Origin of the sequence: Enterococcus sp. LX10, from assembly GCF_023539285.1 — a bacterium.
Taxonomy (GTDB): Bacteria; Bacillota; Bacilli; order Lactobacillales; family Enterococcaceae; genus Enterococcus; species Enterococcus faecalis.
The window spans coordinates 2,524,845-2,543,636 of the sequence record NZ_CP092784.1; the positions used below are offsets into that span (position 1 = coordinate 2,524,845).

Genomic DNA, 18,792 nt, shown 5'->3' on the forward strand with positions numbered 1-18,792 from the left:
TGCTCCTTTCAAAGCTGTATTTTTTAAATAAAATTCATGGGTTCTGCATCAATGGAAAGTTTTAAACCACGAGCCGTTGCTCGTTGTGTATCGGTTAAAATTTCTTTCAATAATGGTTGAAGCATTGGTTCTTGTTTATACTTGATAATCACTTGATAAAAGTACCGATTATTGACACGCATAATTGCGTTGGGCGTTGGTCCCAACAAAATAGCTTGCGGCGATAAGCCTTGTTTTAATTTCGTCGCAATTTGAAACATTTGTTTCGCTGCTTCATTTTCTTCAGGATGGCTGGCCGTAATTTGGACCGTAAAATAGTACGGCGGATAATCCCCACGATGACGAATATACATTTCTTTTGTATAAAAATCTTCATAATCTTGGGCTTTTGCCAATTGTATCGCATAATGCTCGGGGTTAAAAGATTGAATGATGACTTCTCCCGGTTTTTCAGCGCGACCAGCGCGGCCGCTGACCTGTGTCAATAATTGGAAGGTCCGTTCACTGGAACGAAAATCGGGTAAATTCAAGGCGGTATCAGCATTTAAGACACCGACTAACGTCACATTTGGAAAGTCCAGTCCTTTGGCAATCATTTGTGTGCCTAATAAGATATCCGCTTGTCCTTCACCAAATGTTCGCAAAATCTTTTCATGCGCACCTTTGCGACGGGTCGTATCAACATCCATTCGGAGAATACGACTGTCTGGTAACAACGTTTGTAATTCTTCTTCTACTTTTTGTGTGCCTGTTCCGTAGTAACGAATTTTATCTTGGCCACAGTTAGGACAGCGATAAGGAATCCGCTCTTCATGCCCACAATAATGACATTTCATTGTTTTGCTATCCATATGCAAAGTTAAGGAAATATCACAATTCGGACACGGCAACACATAGCCACAATCGCGACACATCACAAATGACGAATAGCCACGGCGATTAAGCAGGAGAACACTTTGTTCGTTTTTCTCTAAGCGTTCTTGGAGTTTTTCTTGCAACGACATGGAAAAAGAAGAGACATTGCCATTTTCTACTTCTTGACGCATATCCACTACATCAATCGTGGGCAAGGTTGCCGCTTGATTGGCACGCTGTGTTAATCGTAACCGCTGATAAACATTTTTTTGCGCACGAGCGCGTGATTCCAAGGATGGCGTGGCACTGCCTAAAACAACAGGGCAATGATGATACTCCGAACGCCAAATCGCTAAATCTCTCGCGTGGTAGCGGGGGGTTTCTTCTTGTTTATAACTTGCCTCGTGTTCTTCATCAATAATGATCACACCGATGTTTTCGATTGGCGCAAAAATGGCAGAACGCGCGCCAACCACCACTTCCGCTTCTCCTCGTTCAATCTTCCGCCACTCATCGTATTTTTCACCTTGCGATAAGCCACTATGCATTACAGCAACATGTTCGCCAAAGCGACTTTTAAAGCGTTGCACCATTTGTGGAGTTAAAGAAATTTCAGGAACAAGCATAATGGCTGTTTTGCCTTGGTTAAGAACTTCTGCAATGACCTGTAGATAAACTTCTGTTTTCCCGCTTCCTGTAATACCTTCCAATAAATAGGTTTGACTTTGCTGTTCTTGGACCGATTGTAAGATTGTTTCCACAGCCACCTGTTGTTCTGCGTTCAAAGATAACGCAGTCGTTTTTTCAAACGTCTGATTAGCAAACGGATCACGATACGCTTCTTTTTCAATGAACGTTAACCAGCCGTTTTTGGCCGCTTCATTTAAAAGCGCGGTACTGAAACCTAATTCTTTCATTTCCTTCACAGCGGTGATTTTTTCAGTGCCCAAGCGTTGTAAATAGTAAAGAAGTTGCTCTTTCTTCTTAGCTCCCTTGCGTAAACCCAAACGAATTTCCTCTAGTTGTTCAAATTCCTTAGCGGCTTGAATGAAGCGGACCATTTTGACTTTATTTCTCGTCGTAACTTCGTAGCGAATATCGACTTTTTGCTGTTTACGCAACGCCATTAGTTGAGGCAAAATCCCACGTTCTTGCGCTTGGTCCCACGAAATTTCCTCTAAACCATAAAATAACTGATCTTGTAATTCTTCAGAAAGCTCATCCGTTAAATAAATATATTTTTGGTAATCGGCACGCATTACGCTAGGCAACATGGTTTGCAAACAAGTGATTTTAAAGGCAAACGTTTTTTCCTTCATATAATCAGCTAAAGTCAACATTTCTGTATTTAAGACAGGTTTTAAATCCAACACCGCCACTAGTTCTTTCAACTGAACGTTGGCTTCGTCAAGAACCGTTGCAGCCATTGGTTCAATGGCTAGAACAAACCCTTGAACATGCCGATTACCGTTACCAAAAGGCACTTCTACACGCATGCCGACAGCCAATTGCTCATTTAAATTTTCAGGAACTAAATAAGTGAATGGTTGATCGGTTTGCATCGTTGGTACATCCACAATAACTTTGGCTACTTTTTGCATGGTGCATCCTCCTTTTTATGTAAATTCTCTTTGCCTATTGTACTAAAGATTGACTGATTTGTCTTGTGTGTCTCGTTGGCACCTTTCAGAATAAACGAAGAGAAAGCCTCTGAAATAGACAGACGGCTTTCTCCATTCGTTGACAATCATTCAATTAATTTTTTTCGTCACGTAAACGGTTTTCTAATTCTTTTTGCTCTTGTTCACGTTGGCGTTTGCGTTCTTCACGTTCAATGCGTAGACGTTCGCGTTTTTCTTCAGGATTTGGATCACTGATCACTGTTCCTGCTTCGATTTCTTCTAACGCACGACCCACACTTTTTACAGAATCAAAGGATTCAACGGTTGGTTGAACGCCTTCATCTAATTCATGCGCACGTTTGCTTGCTAAAATAACCAAAGAATATTTTGAAGGGACTTCTTTTAACAATGAGTCAATTGACGGTTTTAACATCATAAGGCTACATCTCCTCTAACATTTTAATATATTTTCCAATTACACGGTCAACACGGAAGTGCTCACTCGCGATAATGTCTTTAATTCGTTGCACGGCTAAAGGAACTTCATCATTCACTACCGCATAATCATACAGCGCCATCATTTCGATTTCTTCTCTGGCCACAGCCATTCGTTCTTCAATCACAGACATTTCGTCTGTTCCGCGGCCAATAATTCTTGATTTTAATTCCGCTAAATCGGGGGGTGTCAAAAAGATAAATACGCCATCAGGCACTTTGTCTTTGACTTGTTTAGCCCCTTGGACTTCGATTTCTAAAAAGACGTCTTTACCTTCATCTAGCGTCTGGTTAACATACGTTAATGGTGTCCCATAATAGTTACCAACATATTCCGCATATTCCAACATTTCTCCAGCTTCAATCATCGCTTCAAATTCTTCTCTTGAACGGAAATAGTAATCTACTCCATCCACTTCGCCTTCTCGCTGTTTCCGAGTGGTCATTGAGATTGAATATTGAAAATCATTTTCTTCACTGTCGAAAATAGCCTTTCTTACAGTCCCTTTCCCCACTCCTGAAGGACCTGACAATACGATTAATAACCCGCGCTCTGACATAACGACTTCCTTTCAAAACATAATTTCACAGTATTAGTTCTATTTTGCACTTTTTTTCTGCAATTTTCAAGACTTTCTTGGAGATTCACTGAAAAAATAACATTTCTTCTTTAATTTGGCTTTCATAACTTGTTCTTTTTTTAAACAAATTACCTAGAATTCCTATACAGGCAGCCATTTTTTAAGTAAAATGAAGTGATGACTCCTTTAGGATGAAAAAACGTGAATAAGAAAGGACTGAGAAACATCGCACGAATTAAACCATTTACATTGTTTCTGCTAGGCTTAGTTGTCAGTTATGGGGCCTTTTTTGCCCAACCTACTGTGACTCACGCAGAAGAAGATATTACCGCGATTGCTAAAAAAATGGGGACGACTCTGAAAGCGGATGGCATTCCCAAAGCAGCCATCGTTGTTGATGCTGATTCAGGAGAAATTCTCTGGTCGCAGCAACCAGATTTAGCGTGGAATCCTGCCAGTATTGCCAAAGTGATGACCATGTACTTGGCCTTTGAAGCAATGGAGCAAGGAAAATTTACAATGGATACGACTGTGACTGCTACGCAAAAAGATGTCGATATTTCTAAAATATACGCCATTAGTAATAACAAAATTACGTTAGGTGTTGCTTATCCAGTCCGTGAACTGTTAAAAATGATTGCTGTCCCCTCTTCTAATGTGGCGACTCTCATGTTGGCAAACTTAATTTCAGGGAACCAACCTACTGACTTTGTTCATTTAATGAATCAAAAAGCGGCTGAACTAGGGATGACAAATACTACCTATTACAACTGCAGTGGGGCGCAAGCAAGTGCCTTTAACGGCCTGTATCAAATGCAAGGAATTGACCCAAATGGCGATAACGTCTCTACAGCTAGAGATTTAGCTTCACTAACCTATCATTTTCTGAAAAATTATCCAGAAATTTTAGAAATCACCAATAAACCAGTGGTGAAAACAATGGTCGGCACGCCTTACGAGGAAACTTTTGAAGCGTACAATTATTCTTTGCCAGGCGCTAAGTATGGCTACCAAGGCGTGGATGGTTTAAAAACAGGCTCTAGTCCAACAGGTGGCTTTAACTATATTGCGACTGTCAAACAAGGGGATTTCCGTTTAATTGAAGTCATTTTAGGCGTTGGTAATTGGCAAAACCAAGATGGTGAATACGAACGTCATGTGGCTGGGAATGCTTTGCTGGACTATGCCTATACGACATACGAACGCAAAAAACTTTTAGACAAAGGACCACAAACCATTGATCACAAAAAAGTCACTTTGGCTAACGATTTATACGGTGTCGTTCCCAAAGGCAGTCAACCTACTTTTAAATTAGTAGCAGGGCAAGTGCAAGTCGACACGCCCTTGACCTTGTTAAATAGTACGGTTCAAGCGCCAAAAGTGGCTTACCAAGAAGTTAAGCCAAAACAAACAACAGCGGAAGCTGCGTCAGAATCAAACGAACATTCTGGGGAAACCACCGTTGCAGAACCGAATCATTTTATTCCCAAATCGATTGCCACAAGTGTTTTAGTCCTTTTCGGGCTGATTTTCTCAGTAATTACCCGTCAGCTTCAAAAACGTTTAGAACGTCAGAAAAAGCACGGCAAAGAAAGCAGTAAAACTGCAGCCATGCGGACAATCTTTTTAAGTGCCGCAGTTCTTTCTTTCCTATGCGCCGTTGGCTTGTTTCTTTTATTCTAATTGAGGTCGAAACAGAAGTGTTAACGTTCATAAGTGCAAATAGAATATGGATTCACCATAGCCAAAAAGACCTTCATCATAGAAGGTCTTTTGTCACTGATAAATCTGACTATACTCCATTATTAATAGCTTGAAAAAGTAATTTCTTCTCATACTCAATTAGGTTCTGAGATATACTTTGAAAATTTATTTTTATATAATTAATTATATCCGTTTCACTTTCAAGGTGCCCTGGGATCACTTTTGAAATACTCCTGATAGCACTCGTTGGAACGCCAAAATCTATGAACATTCTGAGCCTCTCATCAACCTGTTCATTTTCAAGTCTAGCAGAAAAATAAGAATAATCCCCAAAAGGTAGCTGATGCTTACTATAAACATATTCTTGAATCGTTCTAAGAACATTAAGTAATTTAGGAATCTTATATCCGGCATCTTTTCTAGCGAAACGTAGTATTTCTCTGATTGCTTTTTCTTTAGCATTTTTTTCTATTGTAGAAATATTATCTGAAGTTATATTTTTTTTCTTTCTTTCTTCGCTAAACAAATAATTTCCATGCTCATTAATTACTTTTTTTAATGATACAGAATTTACCATACTTAGAGATCTGCTAGCTAACATATTTGTGTATTTTACATTTATATTTTCCGACTCTAAAAATCTATATACTAAATATAATGATTTTGACAATTGCAAATAGTCTGGAATACCACTCCAAATCAGTGTTGGCATCAAAATTTGATAATTGTCTTCAATATATCTATATAAATTTTTTTGACCAGCTATATTGATAACATTCTTCTTAATCAATTCCATTAAATCTTCAGGAATATTTTTTTTTATATTATCTACTCGATTATTGTGCTCTTCTTTTATATCATCGTCTAGATTTACTAAAACTTCATCTGAAATTTCTTTTTGTTCTACAAAAGGTACATCTATTTTAAAATCTTCTTCAGTCGGAATATCACCGAAAATAAATACATCCCCAGTAAAAAATTTATTCATTCTTCCTGCTCGACCTTTAATGTTAGAGTAATCAAAAAAGTCAATTTTTGTTTTTGCTTTCTTTGTTTCAAAAATAAACATTGTTTTAGCAGAAGTGTTGACCCCTTCTATTAGTGAAGTTGTTACAAATAGTACATCTAAAATCTTTTCTTCAAAATATGCTAATTGACTTGTGACTACATGCCTTGGAAGTTCACCATTGTGAACTCCTATTCTAAAGTTGAGAAGCCTTTTCAAATCCCAGTCCTCAGAGATGTTTTTATCAATCCACTCTGTGAGAGGGAGATCAACTTGTTTTCTTACGAAGTTATTTTTGCAAAGGAATTCTTTATACTCGTTTGCTAAAGAATATGCTTTATACGGTGAGGACATGTAGACGAGTGACGGTTCTTTCCTTTCAGCAAGCATTTGAAATAGTATATTTTTCTTCTCTTTACTATTTTTAAATCTTACCTCTTGAACATTTGTATTAACCAGTGAATAGTCTGTTCTTAAAAAATCAATGTCGTACTTATTTATAAAATCATCTGAAAGTGCATCAATTGAAGGGGTTAAGAACAAGGCTTGAGGTCCATTAGAAAGTATGTTGTGTATCGCAATATTTAGAACGTCAATTCGTTCATCGCCTCGCCTGTTACTTACTTTATAGAATTCATCAACTATGAAGAAATCGACTACAGGCAGACTTTCATATTCAAGAACTCGTTCTGCGGTTAGAATAAATATATTTCGTTCTCTTGGCTCTTGTAATGTATTTACTACAAGGTTGTAATTATTGTATTTACTCATTTTTCTTCTTGTCTCGTCTATTAAAGCAAGTGTTGGTTGGATAATTAGTATATTATTAAATTTATTCCTAGCAACTATTTCCTCAATCAATAGACTTTTTCCGAAACTTGTGGGAGCACTAACAGCTACATTTTTCCCTTGATATATTTTTTGCTCAATAATTTTTTGTTTAGCATGAAAGAATACTCCTTCTAGGTGCTCAGATTTATACCACTGTTTCCGTATTTTTGCCTGTATACCAAGTGAGGTCTCATCTTTATCATTAAGATAGGAATAAAAGCCAGCACGCTCAATTAAATCCATCCAAATCGATTTACTTTGAGCATTGACATTATCCCATATTTCAAGGACATGAATAATGATTCTTCGAGCTTCTTCATCATCTACTCTAGAAGATACATATTTTGCTAATTTGAAACTATCCTCAATGGATTCTAGCTTTTTAATTTTCAAAATTTTTTGAACTTCAATTTCCATCTATATCTGTTGTCCTCCTAATAATTTTAAGTGCAAAGATTTTACAAATTCAGTTTTATTCTTTATTGGCAATAAAAATAGATAAACATCTAAATGATTTTTCCAAGGATGTTTTTCTTTCCCAGTATTTAGAATATCCATCATTTTTTGTCCTTCAATTTTTAATTTCTCTAGAAATGTGTCTTCTGATGGATTAACTTGATTTATACAATCACTAGAGTAGCCAGCAAATAATGCGATTTTAATATTTGCAAGTTTATCCAAGCACTTTGTTTCAGGTGATATTAGTTCTTTTATGAATTCATCATCTTCTCCATCGTCATCTTGAACTCGATTAGAAATAATTGTAAATTCAGAATGAAAAAAATCTGTTTGAAAATGACCTTCGAGGTCTTTGATTAACTCATATATTGCTTTATTACCATCTTTATAGAGTTTAGATTCCCCAAGCCAGAGGCTTCTTTTTTCAGAATCCACATGTACTGCATCAAATCCGTGAGGAGCTAGGCTTAAGCTATCTTTAAAATAAATTTTTGATATTAAAGCATCTGCGTTAAAATATTCATGGAGTAGGTGATATAATATTAATTCTCCAAATTCTCCTCTTTTTATGTATTTATCCTCTACATCAAGATTACCTGTATAATATTCTCTAGCTTCTCGGATTTCAGGTATACTATAGATTTTCTCCATAGCTTCTCTGACTATAGGGATTATACTATCTCCATCTTTTAGTCGTTTCTCCACTTGATACTTTCCAAAAGCAAAATTAGGGATATCGTTAAAAAGTTCGTTATAAAACTTATTTTCCATTTGGTTCATACTACCAGAATCATCTATATCATAGTCAATATGAAAAATATGAAGACTTTGTTCATGATTGGGAGTGTGAATTGTTGACTTGTTGCTCAATTTCATAGCCTCCTTATATTATTTTGTAATTATATATATCTTACCATAATTGAATATTTATTTACGACTATCATCCTACGAAAAATAAATTATTCTAATTAATGAATTGTAACAAAATAAATAATGCAATTATTACTATGTAATGAGCTTTCCACTCAACTTTATTAAAGTAATACACATAAAAGAAGATAAGAATATTGAAAATGAGTTGCTTCTATTCCCAACGTTTATCATTTTTTGAGCGTGGGACAAAAATCACCTTGGATTTTTGTCCCACGCTCATTTTTTTATAAGCCCATATTAGAAAGCGTATTGACCACGTTCATCAATTCATCGCGACGACGAACTTGTTTGTCGACAGGGCCGTCGACTTCTTTTACGTCAATCCGAACAACAAAGTGACGATTTAAAGTTACAAACGTGTCTTCGTTAATTTGGATATTTAATTCTGTTTCAGAATAGCTTGCACAAGCATCTTGCCAGACGTCAAATGGTTCTCTGTCTGAAGCGACTTCTGTTTTTACCACAGAACGACCACTTAATTCTTGAAAGGTTACATCATAAAATTTAGTCATTGCTTTCACCTCTGTCATTTATTCGTTACTTCTATATTATAGCGTTTTCTGGAAAAACACGAAACCATTTTCTCTATTCGACATTTTGAATTTGTTCACGAATCTTTTCTAAGGTTGTTTTCATTTGAACGACACTATTTTTTATTTCAATTGGACTTGATTTCGAACCAATCGTATTGACTTCACGGTTCATTTCTTGAATTAAGAAATCTAGTTCTCGGCCCACTGGTTCTGTTTCATCAAGCAACTGATGCAACTTATCAATATGGATATCCAAACGATCCAATTCTTCATGAATATCGCCTTTTTCCAATAAAATGGCCATTTCTGTTAATAAGCGTGTTTCATCCACTTGGCTCCCTAACCATTCGTTTAATTTCGCTTCAAAACGTTGACGGTATTCTTGTTCAAAAACACCCACAAACGCTTGCAGCTCTTGAATTGATTGGGTCAACACTGCTACATAGTCAAGCAGGACTTGTTTAATTTGCGTTCCTTCTTGCACACGGCTTTGGTCAAGACTAGCGATGGCTGCTTCAAATGCTTGAACAAGAAATGGTTCAAATGTCTGATCAACGATTTCTGCTTCCACTATTTCGACAAAATCATTTTGCTTTAATAAATGGTTGACCGTGCTCCCTGCATCAAACGTTGCTTCCGGATAGTTTTCCTTTAAATGTTTATCTACCGAAGTTAATAATTGATCAATTAAGTCCCACTGCACGAGTACTTCTTTTTGATTGTTGCCGATTTTTTGGAGATTTACATAGACTTCCACACGTCCACGTTTTAACGTGCGTTTGATTACTTGCCGAATCACCAGTTCATAGGCATTCAGTTCCTTGGGCATACGCAATTGAATATCTAAAAACCGCTGATTAACACTTTTGACTTCGATATCCAATTGATAATTTTCATTTTGAATGGTCTTTTTTCCAAATCCAGTCATACTTTTCATTGACAGGGTGCTCCTTTTACATGGATTTAATTGTTTTGCTTAATTCAGCAAATTCTTCGTTGGTTAAGGTGATGCCTTTACCCATTTTTTCGTGATCAGGGGCCCACTCACGCAAATCAAATTTTGGTGGACGACCATTCCAACTAATTAGATTCAATTCTTTACGCCAGCCACGAGCATTCTCAGATAACACAGCGACTTCTTCTAAAATTTCATATGAAAATTCTTCTTTCATAACATTCACTCCTTGTTAGTATTCCTTAGGTTATTGTACCATCTTTTCCTCGACACTTAAAATACACATCTCTTTTCTATCACCCTGTCTATATAAACATACGCAACTTTTTCAAAAAATCAGTAAAAAAAGCGACAACTGCTCGTTTCAATCGTGTCAGTCACCGCTTCTCTGTCTATTCTTTTTCTGTATAAAGATCCACTACTTCAAAACTTTGGCAAACTAACAGCATATCGGGATAAAATTGTAACTGATAGGGGGCCATTTCTTCTTTAAAGAACCGCGCATGCTCTTCATACCAATAATCCAACGTCAAATCTCCTTCACCTTCCGCTTGCGCAAAAGATTCTGAGACCTTATTCATGGGCATAATTTCAACTTTGGTTGTTCGAATAATAGCCAGCGGTTGAGACTGACCATCTAAAATTATGTCGTATTGACCTGCTTTAGGGAGTTGTTCTTCTTCCATTTTATAAATATCTAAAGAAGAACATGTCGCAGTCTTACGACCAGAAACAACCAATTGACCCAAACGATTACCCATCTCAGAAGAGCCATCACCAAACATCCACACATCGGGCATCAACATATCTAATTCATGTTTATCTAAAAAGTTTTGCCAAAACACTTCTACATTTTTTAACATCCTTTGCTCTCCTTTTTATTTTTACTTCATTCACGCAACCTTCTTTCACTAATTATACATAACTGATTGCTTTTCTCCTATACTATTTTTACAAAATGAAAACTAAAATAATGTCAGTAACATTTGGACAGAAAAAAAAGGACTAAGTAACAAAACTTAGCCCATCTTTTTATTTTGCTTGTCGTTCTTTGATTTTCGTGAGTAAAGATTGAACATGCTGGCGTGCCGAAGCTTCATCTTCTTGAAGCATCTTTTCCGATAAAATAAAGGAGCCGCCCACTGCTAATACTTCTTTGGCTTCCACATACTCTATAAAGTTTGTTTCATCAATCCCGCCAGTTGGTAAAAATTGAACATCATAAAACGGACCGCTTAAACTTTTAATGGCTTTTAACCCGCCATAAATATCGGCTGGGAAAAATTTAACCACTCGTAAGCCATACGCCAGCGCTCGCTGAATCTCCCCAGGCGTAGCTGTTCCTGGAAAAATAGGCACCTCGTTTGCCAGACAAAAATCAATGACTTCTGGAACAATCGCTGGGGAAACAATGAACTGTGCACCGTTCGCTACTGCCTCTTGGGCTTCTTTCAAGGTTCTAACAGTTCCTGCGCCCACAATTAAATTCCCTGAAGCAGCAAGTTGTTTGATGGCAGGCAAGGCCAGCTGACTCCGAAAAGTGACTTCAATAAACGGTAATTCGTTTTCTACTAAGACTGATTCTACTTGTGGCAAATAGCGTAAATCTGTTGCAGTGTATAGTGGTAAAAGTTTACATGTCGCTAATTGTTGATACAGTTGATTTTTTTCAACTTTTGTTTCCATTCTGTCACTTCCTATTTTGTTTGGCTTTGGTTGCTTCGTACAGTCCTTGAATATAGGTCAACCCCATTGCTCGATCATATAAACCATAACCAGGCATCGCTTTTTCATCCCAAATTGCCCGCCCATGGTCAGGACGAATAACACCTTCATACCCTACATCTACCAGTGCTTGCATTAATTCCGCCATATCTAACGAACCAGCGACACTCGGATGCGCCGTTTCTTCAAAACGATGCTCGCCTAAATACTTCACATTGCGGAAATGAACAAAATTAATTCTGTGACCTATTTCACGAATCATAGCAGGCAAATCATTCGTCGGATCCGCACCAAGGGAACCTGTACAAAATGTAATCCCATTTGCTGGTGAGTCCACCAAGGAAAGGATCCGTTTTAAATCCGCTAAATTTTTAGTGATTCTTGGCAAACCAAAAATTTCCCAAGGTGGATCATCGGGGTGAATCCCCATTTTGATATTTTCTTCTTCGCAGACAGGAATCACACGTTCTAAAAAGTAGCGCAAATTTTCGACCAAATCTTCTTCCGTTACGCCGGCATACATGGCTTTCAATTCTTGAAATTGTTGCAAACGCTCCTCTTCCCAACCTGGTAACCGGAATCCTTTTGACTGACTGTGAATTAATTGATACATGTCTTCTGGCTGCATGTTCTCTACCACAGCTTGATCAAATAACAACGATAAGCTGCCATCTTCATTCTCATACGCCAAGTCCGTTTTAGCCCAACCAAAAATAGGCTTGAAACTGTAGCACACTAAGGAAATTCCACATTTCCCCAAGTTACGTAACGTTTGGCGATAATTATCAATATAGTGGTCTCGTTGATCCGTTCCCGCTTTAATGGCATCATGAATAGCGACACTTTCAATTCCTAAAAGTGCTAATCCTTCTTGTTCCACCGATTGTTTAAGTGCCTGAATTTCGGCTACTGTCCAAACATCACCTGGTAGTTTATTTAACAAGGTACCGACAACGCCAGTAATTCCTGGAATCTGTCGAATGTGTTTTAACGGAATGGCATCGCCTGCCGCTCCGTACCATCTAAATCCCCATTTCATTGCTTTCACCCTTTACTACATTCTTAAAAATCATCGTCCTCATCCTCTTCGTCCTCAAAGGAAGTCATAGAAATATCCCATGCTTGCACACTTTCTTTGCCTTGCGCAACAATCGCTTGCGCCGCTTCAGCAATCGGTGTGCCTAATAATTGATGGTTTATCGCTTCTAAGACCATTGGTAGGTTGGTACCACTCACCACAAAGATTTTCTTTTGTAGTGCTGGTTCGAGTTCGTTAATCACCAAAACTGCCTGATTGTAAGGACTCGCACTTAATAAGTCAACCATGACCAACACGCCATCCCCTTGTTGGACGTTCTCAATCGCTGTTTTAATTTGTCCGCCTAGTGCTTGGACATCGTCTCCACTATTTAGATTAACAGTTTCGATATTTTCGGTTGCGCCCATAATCACAGTAGCTGCGTCTTTCGCACCGTCACTTAGTGCACCGTGTGTAGCAATCACAATCCCTAACATAAAAGTTCCTCCTTCAATTCAGTGGCTTGAGTCATTACTTCAAACAGTCATGCAATGACTCAAGCGACTGGCCTTTTTATAAATTAAATTTGCCTAAAACCTCTTTTAAACTAGTTTTTGGTGCAGAAGGCGTTGCTTGGAAATAAATATCTTCTACGCCATACACCTCATGTAGTTCTTTTAATTTTTCAGCATCTTCTTTGTTTAAATAAACTGATTTGGTTACTAATAAATCTTTTTCTGGATTTTTCTGTGCAATACCGCCGATGTTTAACTCCTTCATAGGGACTCCGTGTTTTACTAAGTCATAAATTACAGAGACGGTTTTAGCGATTAAAATACAGTTGTACTCTTTGAATTGGTATTCATCCCAATAAAATTTGGCTTTTTCCGGCGTAATGACAATGGTTTTTTGTCCTGTCCGACTGCCTGCACTTTTGTATAAATCACGCATAAATTTATCCTTTGCCACCACTTCATCGACAACGAAAATGGAATTAACGCCACTTTTTTGGGACAAGGTCACCATCACTTGTCCATGAATTAATCGTTCATCTACTCTTGCTAAATTTACTACGCCCATCTGATTCACGTCCTTTTCTTTTTATAAAATACCGACTGTTGCTAAGACAATTAAGATACCTGTTAACCACAATAATGCTTGCGTAACTTTCAAGCCTTTTTTCGTATAGAACCAATACACGCCCATTACGACAGCTAGCGGCAAGAGTCCTGGGACAATCTGATCAAGGATATCTTGGACCACAAACTCACGGCCAGAAAGTTTAAATTGAAGGGTTGAAGAAACTTTGACATAATTACCAGCTAAAATTCCCATCATGAACAACCCTAAAACAGATAACATTTCAATAGCTTTTTGAATCCCAGCACTTTGCATTAAGCCTGTGGCATTCCGCCCCATTTTAAAGGATTGTCTCGCAAAGAACACACCTAACAGTACTTGATAAAGGGCAAACGCGACAAAGGGGAAAATCGCACCTAATGCGCTACCTTGTTGCGCCCACGGCACCGCAATCGCAATAAAAATATATTGAACCGTACCTGAGTCAATCGCATCACCAATTCCAGCTAACGCGCCCATCAAGCCAGCTTTGGTGTTATACATTAAATCATCTTGCATCATGATTTCGCGGCCTTCATGTTCTTCTTTGGCCCGCTCTTGTTCCATAGAAGCCATCAATCCAGTAATGACCCCGCCGCCCCAACTTAATTGCGTATTGAAAAACAGCAGTTGACGCATATAAGCGGCTTTTAATTGTTCATCGTCTTTATATAATTTCTTTAAAAGTGGCATCATTGCGTACAGTAACGAAGGCGCCAAGTAACGTTCAAAGGAATGGGGAATTTCATTGGCAAAATGCCAACGGAGATAGGCTTTTGTAACATCTTTATTGGTAATTTCTTCTGGTGCTAAATTCGTTGTTTTCGGCACGACTTTTTCTGTTGTTTCCGTCATTTCAGTTCCTCCTTTTTCTTTTAAAACCCGTCATCGTAATCGTCATCATCATCAAAATCAGTGGTGGCACTGGCGGAACTAGCACTTTCTGCTACAGGTTTGCCTTTTTGGACTTGCACAAAAATTAACGCAATAATTACGCCAAAGATGGCATACGTTACCATGGTAATTTCCAATGACTTAAAGACGATACTCATGAAGTATGCAAGGAAAAAGAAAACCAAGAAATCTTTTCGACCAATGACATAGACCGTTGTCGCAATCCCAATTGCGGCTAAACCACCACCGACTACTTCTAACACGTGAATCACAACGGTTCCTTCTAATGCTTTAATAATATCGGCAATGACTGGTGCCCCTAAATAAAGAGCAAAAAAGACTAATGGAACGAATAAAATAAATGAGGCAATCGTTGGATACCAGATAATTGAGCGGGCAATTTTTTTAGAATTTAGTTCAGCCACCGCACGATCGGTATACTTCCCTAAAAACGTGTTAATAAAGAAACGGAATTGATATAAATAACTTCCTAAAAGACCGACAGGAACCGCTACGGCAATAGCCGCTTCCGGCTTCAAATTCCCTAGCAACGCAACTGGCACAGCAATCGCTGCCGCAATTGATGGTTCTGCTGGCATAGAGCCACCTGGTGAAAAAACACCCATGTAAATCATTTGTAATGCTGCGGTGACAATCATCGCTTTCGGGACATCGCCCATCACTAAACCTGCTACTAACCCTGTCATTAAGGGCGAGAAACGCAACGTTAACGTTGCTCCTCCTCCAAGCCATCTGGACATAATTGCTGCCACCCAAAGCGCCATTATCAAACTTTGTAAAACACTTAACGTTTCCATAGTTCCTCCTTCTTATCCTTGGTTTTGGATATACTTTTCTAGCTCTTCAATCCCTTGACGTAAACGTTCTTCCGAAATCTCAATAGGAATTAAATGAACCTTTTCTTTTGAATCAATAAATTGAACCATTGCATCGAGTACTGCTTCTTCTTCTGGGTAAAGGCCCATTTGTCGTAACGACATGGGCAAGTTTAGCTCTTGATAAAAAGGGATTAATGCGTCTATGATGGCCCACCTTTTTTCCAATGCTAATTGATAGAAGATGCCGTAAGCTACTTTTTCGCCATGTAAATAGTCATGACTTTTTGGTAAAAATTTACTCATAGCATCATGCATGGCGTGTGCTGCTGCATTGCGGGCGTATTTGTCGCCGAAGCCGCCGACTAATCCGGAAACGGCGAAAACAATTTCTGAAAGATGGACAAATTCAGGCGTGAGTTTGCCCTCGTCCATCGCTGCTAAGGCTGCTTTTGAGTCCCGCATAATCGCTTCTTGCGAAAGCTTGGCGGTCGCTCCCGCTAATTGTAAAAAGGGTTCCCCTTGCAAATGGGCTTGGCGTAAAATGGTCTCTGATTCATACCATTTCGCTAACGTATCAGCTAAACCAGCGACAAAATAATCACGGGGCGCATCAAGAAGCAACTTAGGATCAGTGATTAAAAACGCAGCTTGGCGAAAGAAATGTTCCGTTTTGCCTTCGGCCGCGCCATTTTCTTGATACATCACAGCTAACGGTGTCCATGGCGCACAGTTACTAGCTAAAGTAGGGACCAAGCCAAAATTCAGATTGTTTAAATGGGCGCTGTAGCCCACTAAATCGGCTAACTTACCGCCGCCGACTCCCAGAAGAAAGTCAATCTGGTGTTCCTTTATTTGCTGTGAAATTTGTTCGGCGCCAAAATAACTACATTCTCCTGTGTAAGTGTGATAGAAGAATTGATACTCTGAATCTGCCAAGAAGGGCAAAAATGGCTGAGCTTTTTCAAAGGATACGGTGCCATGCACCACCAAAATTCGTTGGGCGTGATATTCCTTGAAAAGTGACGGCACCGAAGCTAAGGCGCCTTCGTGGTAACGATAAAATTGCGGTCCAACTTTCACTTTTAAATCAGTTAACATGCTCCTCCTCCTTCTTAACTAACGTAACGACTGACTTCTTGCACTGCCCGTTGAGGTAAAATACCTTGCACCACGTCTTCCACATCTTGTACACATTTTTCTCCCATCGCTTGCAGGCATTCCCTGGTATAAGCGGAGGTGTGCGGCGTCATTACTACATTTTCAAACGCAAGATAAGGATGATTTTTCCGACCTGGTTCCTCTTCTAAAACATCTGTCCCAAGCCCAGCAATTTTGCCCGATTCTAAGCCGGCAATCATGGCTTCTTCATCAATCAAGGCGCCTCGTGCGCTATTGGAAAGATAGACGCCGTCTTTCATCTTGGCAATTTCCGCCGAGCCAATCATGTGATAACTTTCTTCAGTTAAATTGGCACATAAACAAATGATGTCTGCTGAAGCTAGCAACGTATCTAAGTCTACTTTTTTGGCTCCATAACTTTGCAGATAAGTGGCGGATTTATAGGGATCATACGCTAACACGTCACAGCGAAATCCGTTTCGTAACGTCTCAACGACACAACTTCCTGTGTTCCCAACACCAATGACACCCACAGTTTTGTTAAATAATGTCCGACCGACAAAATTCGCTCGTTTTTCCCATTGATCTGCTTTAACGCTGGCATCTGCAGCCACGGTTTGCCGTAAAACAGCTAGTAAATTTGTGACATTGTTTTCCGCCACGGCATCTCGTTCTACTAAAGCTGGGATGATGGAAACAATTGTGTCATGCTGTTTTGCAGCGTCTAAATCGATGTTGTTATACCCAATGCCATGGCGAGAAATCAGCAATAATTCATCTTTATGTTCAAAAAATTCTTTCGTGAAAAATGGCGTCACGCTAGCAATAATAATCGTATATCCTTGTAAACATTCCGCTAACTCTTTGCCACCAATTTCACTGTCGACTGTAAAATGCTTCACGGTGCCTATTTTTTCTAAGCGCGTCAAGTGTTCAGGAAAAATTTGACCAAAACTACTGGAATTCACTATGGCAATTTTTTGTTTTTTTAACATGACTAAACTCCTTTACTGACTTTTTACGACTTCATGCCCGCCAAATCCTTGTCGCAAAGAAGCGACCACTTTGTTTGAAAAATGATTTGCTAGCATACTTTCATTTCGAGTAAATAAGGACAACGCTGTCGTTGGGACGGGCATCTCCAAACGCAATGCTTCTTCAATCATCCATTTGGCTTCGCCATTTGCTGCAACTTTCCCTTCTAAATTGGCTAACGTAGGATTTTCTGCAAAAACCTCTTTCGCTAAGCCCATCAAGCGAGCTTCAATAATCGAGCCGTGATTCCACACATCGGCTACTTTCTCCAACGCAAAATCATATTCGGCGGCTTCTAATAAATTGAATCCTTCGCCCATGGCTTGCATCATGACGTACTCAATCCCGTTATGCACCATTTTCAAATAGTGACCAGCTCCTGATTTCCCAGCATAAAGATATCCTTGTTCACAAGCTAAATCTTCAAAAAATGGGGTTAACACTTTGACAGCTTCAGGCGCACCGCCAACCATTAAACACGCTCCTTCCCGCGCTCCTTTGATGCCACCAGAAGTACCACAATCAATAAAATAAATTCCTTTTTCCTTAGCAAGCTGAGCATTCGCGACACTATCATGAAAATTTGAATTGCCACTATCCACAATGATATCCTCTGGTGCTAATTGCTCTACCAATTCTGCCACTAATTGATTGGTAATCTGACCAGCGGGGGTACTTAAAAAAATCACCTTCCTTTTGTTAAGCGCTTTCAATAATTCTGACAACGAATCTACAACGGAAAGCCCCTGTTCTCTAGCAGTCGCTCTTGCTTCCTTTGTCACATCAAAGCCAATAATGGGCCAGCCTTGTTCGTGAACATTTAATGCCATGTTCAAACCCATTTTCCCAAGTCCAATAAAGCCAATGTCCATTTTTCTTTCACCTGCCTCTTTTGATACTTCAATCATAAAGGATAAAAAAAATAATGTAAACGATTACACTAATTAAAAAATATTTTTTATTTTTTAGCAAAAATCTTGCCTACTCAAAAGGTAAAACGTTTTTATTTTTAAGGAGCTTTCATACAAAAAACACAAGTAAATCTCTTGGTATCACGTTCTTTTTACTG

Annotated in this window: 19 protein-coding genes; 1 reads left to right on the forward strand and 18 read right to left on the reverse strand. The window is 38.7% G+C overall.

Annotated elements, in window-relative coordinates; translation table 11 throughout:
* Positions 1–23 precede the first annotated feature (23 nt).
* The 3 genes from priA to gmk all read right to left on the reverse strand — a co-directional run bounded on the left by priA (position 24) and on the right by gmk (position 3,532).
* Positions 24–2,456 carry a primosomal protein N' gene (priA, locus tag MKZ30_RS11885; RefSeq protein WP_033600673.1) on the reverse strand — a complete coding sequence of 811 codons (2,433 nt, stop codon included), beginning with the start codon at positions 2,454–2,456 and terminating at the stop codon, positions 24–26.
* Positions 2,457–2,610: 154 nt separating this feature from the next.
* Positions 2,611–2,913 carry a DNA-directed RNA polymerase subunit omega gene (gene rpoZ / locus MKZ30_RS11890; RefSeq protein ID WP_002354916.1) on the reverse strand — a complete coding sequence of 101 codons (303 nt, stop codon included), beginning with the start codon at positions 2,911–2,913 and terminating at the stop codon, positions 2,611–2,613.
* A 4-nt stretch (positions 2,914–2,917) separates the two neighbouring features.
* The gene (gene gmk / locus MKZ30_RS11895) at positions 2,918–3,532 is read right to left on the reverse strand and encodes a guanylate kinase (RefSeq protein WP_002354915.1); all 615 of its coding nucleotides are present in this window, start codon (positions 3,530–3,532) and stop codon (positions 2,918–2,920) included.
* Between the two features lie 222 nt (positions 3,533–3,754).
* Between gmk and MKZ30_RS11900 the strand changes: the two genes are divergently transcribed.
* On the forward strand, positions 3,755–5,236 hold the full coding sequence (locus MKZ30_RS11900) for a DUF1958 domain-containing protein (protein ID WP_033600672.1): 1,482 nt from the start codon (positions 3,755–3,757) through the stop codon (positions 5,234–5,236).
* A 109-nt stretch (positions 5,237–5,345) separates the two neighbouring features.
* Here the strand turns inward: MKZ30_RS11900 and MKZ30_RS11905 are convergent, their stop codons facing one another.
* The 15 genes from MKZ30_RS11905 to gnd form a co-directional block, all read right to left on the reverse strand.
* Positions 5,346–7,511: a DEAD/DEAH box helicase gene (locus MKZ30_RS11905; RefSeq protein ID WP_249958767.1), complete on the reverse strand. Its 2,166-nt coding sequence runs from the start codon at positions 7,509–7,511 to the stop codon at positions 5,346–5,348.
* The gene (locus MKZ30_RS11910; RefSeq protein WP_080279954.1) at positions 7,512–8,429 is read right to left on the reverse strand and encodes a HamA C-terminal domain-containing protein; all 918 of its coding nucleotides are present in this window, start codon (positions 8,427–8,429) and stop codon (positions 7,512–7,514) included.
* 281 nt (positions 8,430–8,710) lie between these two features.
* A complete protein-coding gene (locus MKZ30_RS11915; protein WP_002383233.1) occupies positions 8,711–9,016 on the reverse strand; it encodes a hypothetical protein in 306 nt (101 codons plus the stop codon).
* Between the two features lie 55 nt (positions 9,017–9,071).
* Positions 9,072–9,956: a YicC/YloC family endoribonuclease gene (locus MKZ30_RS11920; protein WP_033600669.1), complete on the reverse strand. Its 885-nt coding sequence runs from the start codon at positions 9,954–9,956 to the stop codon at positions 9,072–9,074.
* Positions 9,957–9,972: 16 nt separating this feature from the next.
* Entirely contained in the window at positions 9,973–10,191 is a 219-nt protein-coding gene (locus MKZ30_RS11925) for a YdbC family protein (protein ID WP_002381076.1), read from the reverse strand.
* A 175-nt stretch (positions 10,192–10,366) separates the two neighbouring features.
* Positions 10,367–10,837, reverse strand: coding sequence for an ASCH domain-containing protein (locus MKZ30_RS11930; RefSeq protein ID WP_033600668.1), 471 nt, complete (start codon positions 10,835–10,837; stop codon positions 10,367–10,369).
* Between the two features lie 169 nt (positions 10,838–11,006).
* Positions 11,007–11,660 (reverse strand): bifunctional 4-hydroxy-2-oxoglutarate aldolase/2-dehydro-3-deoxy-phosphogluconate aldolase, encoded by a 654-nt coding sequence (locus tag MKZ30_RS11935; protein WP_002354907.1) that lies wholly within the window; start codon positions 11,658–11,660, stop codon positions 11,007–11,009.
* Between the two features lie 4 nt (positions 11,661–11,664).
* On the reverse strand, positions 11,665–12,738 hold the full coding sequence (gene uxuA / locus MKZ30_RS11940) for a mannonate dehydratase (protein ID WP_033600546.1): 1,074 nt from the start codon (positions 12,736–12,738) through the stop codon (positions 11,665–11,667).
* Positions 12,739–12,761: 23 nt separating this feature from the next.
* On the reverse strand, positions 12,762–13,214 hold the full coding sequence (locus tag MKZ30_RS11945) for a PTS sugar transporter subunit IIA (RefSeq protein ID WP_002354905.1): 453 nt from the start codon (positions 13,212–13,214) through the stop codon (positions 12,762–12,764).
* Between the two features lie 76 nt (positions 13,215–13,290).
* Entirely contained in the window at positions 13,291–13,797 is a 507-nt protein-coding gene (locus MKZ30_RS11950; protein ID WP_002354904.1) for a PTS sugar transporter subunit IIB, read from the reverse strand.
* A gap of 21 nt (positions 13,798–13,818) precedes the next feature.
* Positions 13,819–14,691 (reverse strand): PTS system mannose/fructose/sorbose family transporter subunit IID, encoded by an 873-nt coding sequence (locus MKZ30_RS11955; RefSeq protein ID WP_002354903.1) that lies wholly within the window; start codon positions 14,689–14,691, stop codon positions 13,819–13,821.
* Between the two features lie 20 nt (positions 14,692–14,711).
* Positions 14,712–15,548 carry a PTS mannose/fructose/sorbose/N-acetylgalactosamine transporter subunit IIC gene (locus tag MKZ30_RS11960; RefSeq protein WP_002372794.1) on the reverse strand — a complete coding sequence of 279 codons (837 nt, stop codon included), beginning with the start codon at positions 15,546–15,548 and terminating at the stop codon, positions 14,712–14,714.
* Between the two features lie 12 nt (positions 15,549–15,560).
* Positions 15,561–16,667 carry an iron-containing alcohol dehydrogenase family protein gene (locus MKZ30_RS11965; RefSeq protein ID WP_002359028.1) on the reverse strand — a complete coding sequence of 369 codons (1,107 nt, stop codon included), beginning with the start codon at positions 16,665–16,667 and terminating at the stop codon, positions 15,561–15,563.
* 14 nt (positions 16,668–16,681) lie between these two features.
* Positions 16,682–17,683, reverse strand: coding sequence for a D-isomer specific 2-hydroxyacid dehydrogenase family protein (locus MKZ30_RS11970; protein WP_033600541.1), 1,002 nt, complete (start codon positions 17,681–17,683; stop codon positions 16,682–16,684).
* A 12-nt stretch (positions 17,684–17,695) separates the two neighbouring features.
* Positions 17,696–18,631: a phosphogluconate dehydrogenase (NAD(+)-dependent, decarboxylating) gene (gnd, locus tag MKZ30_RS11975; protein ID WP_002378821.1), complete on the reverse strand. Its 936-nt coding sequence runs from the start codon at positions 18,629–18,631 to the stop codon at positions 17,696–17,698.
* Positions 18,632–18,792 lie beyond the last annotated feature (161 nt).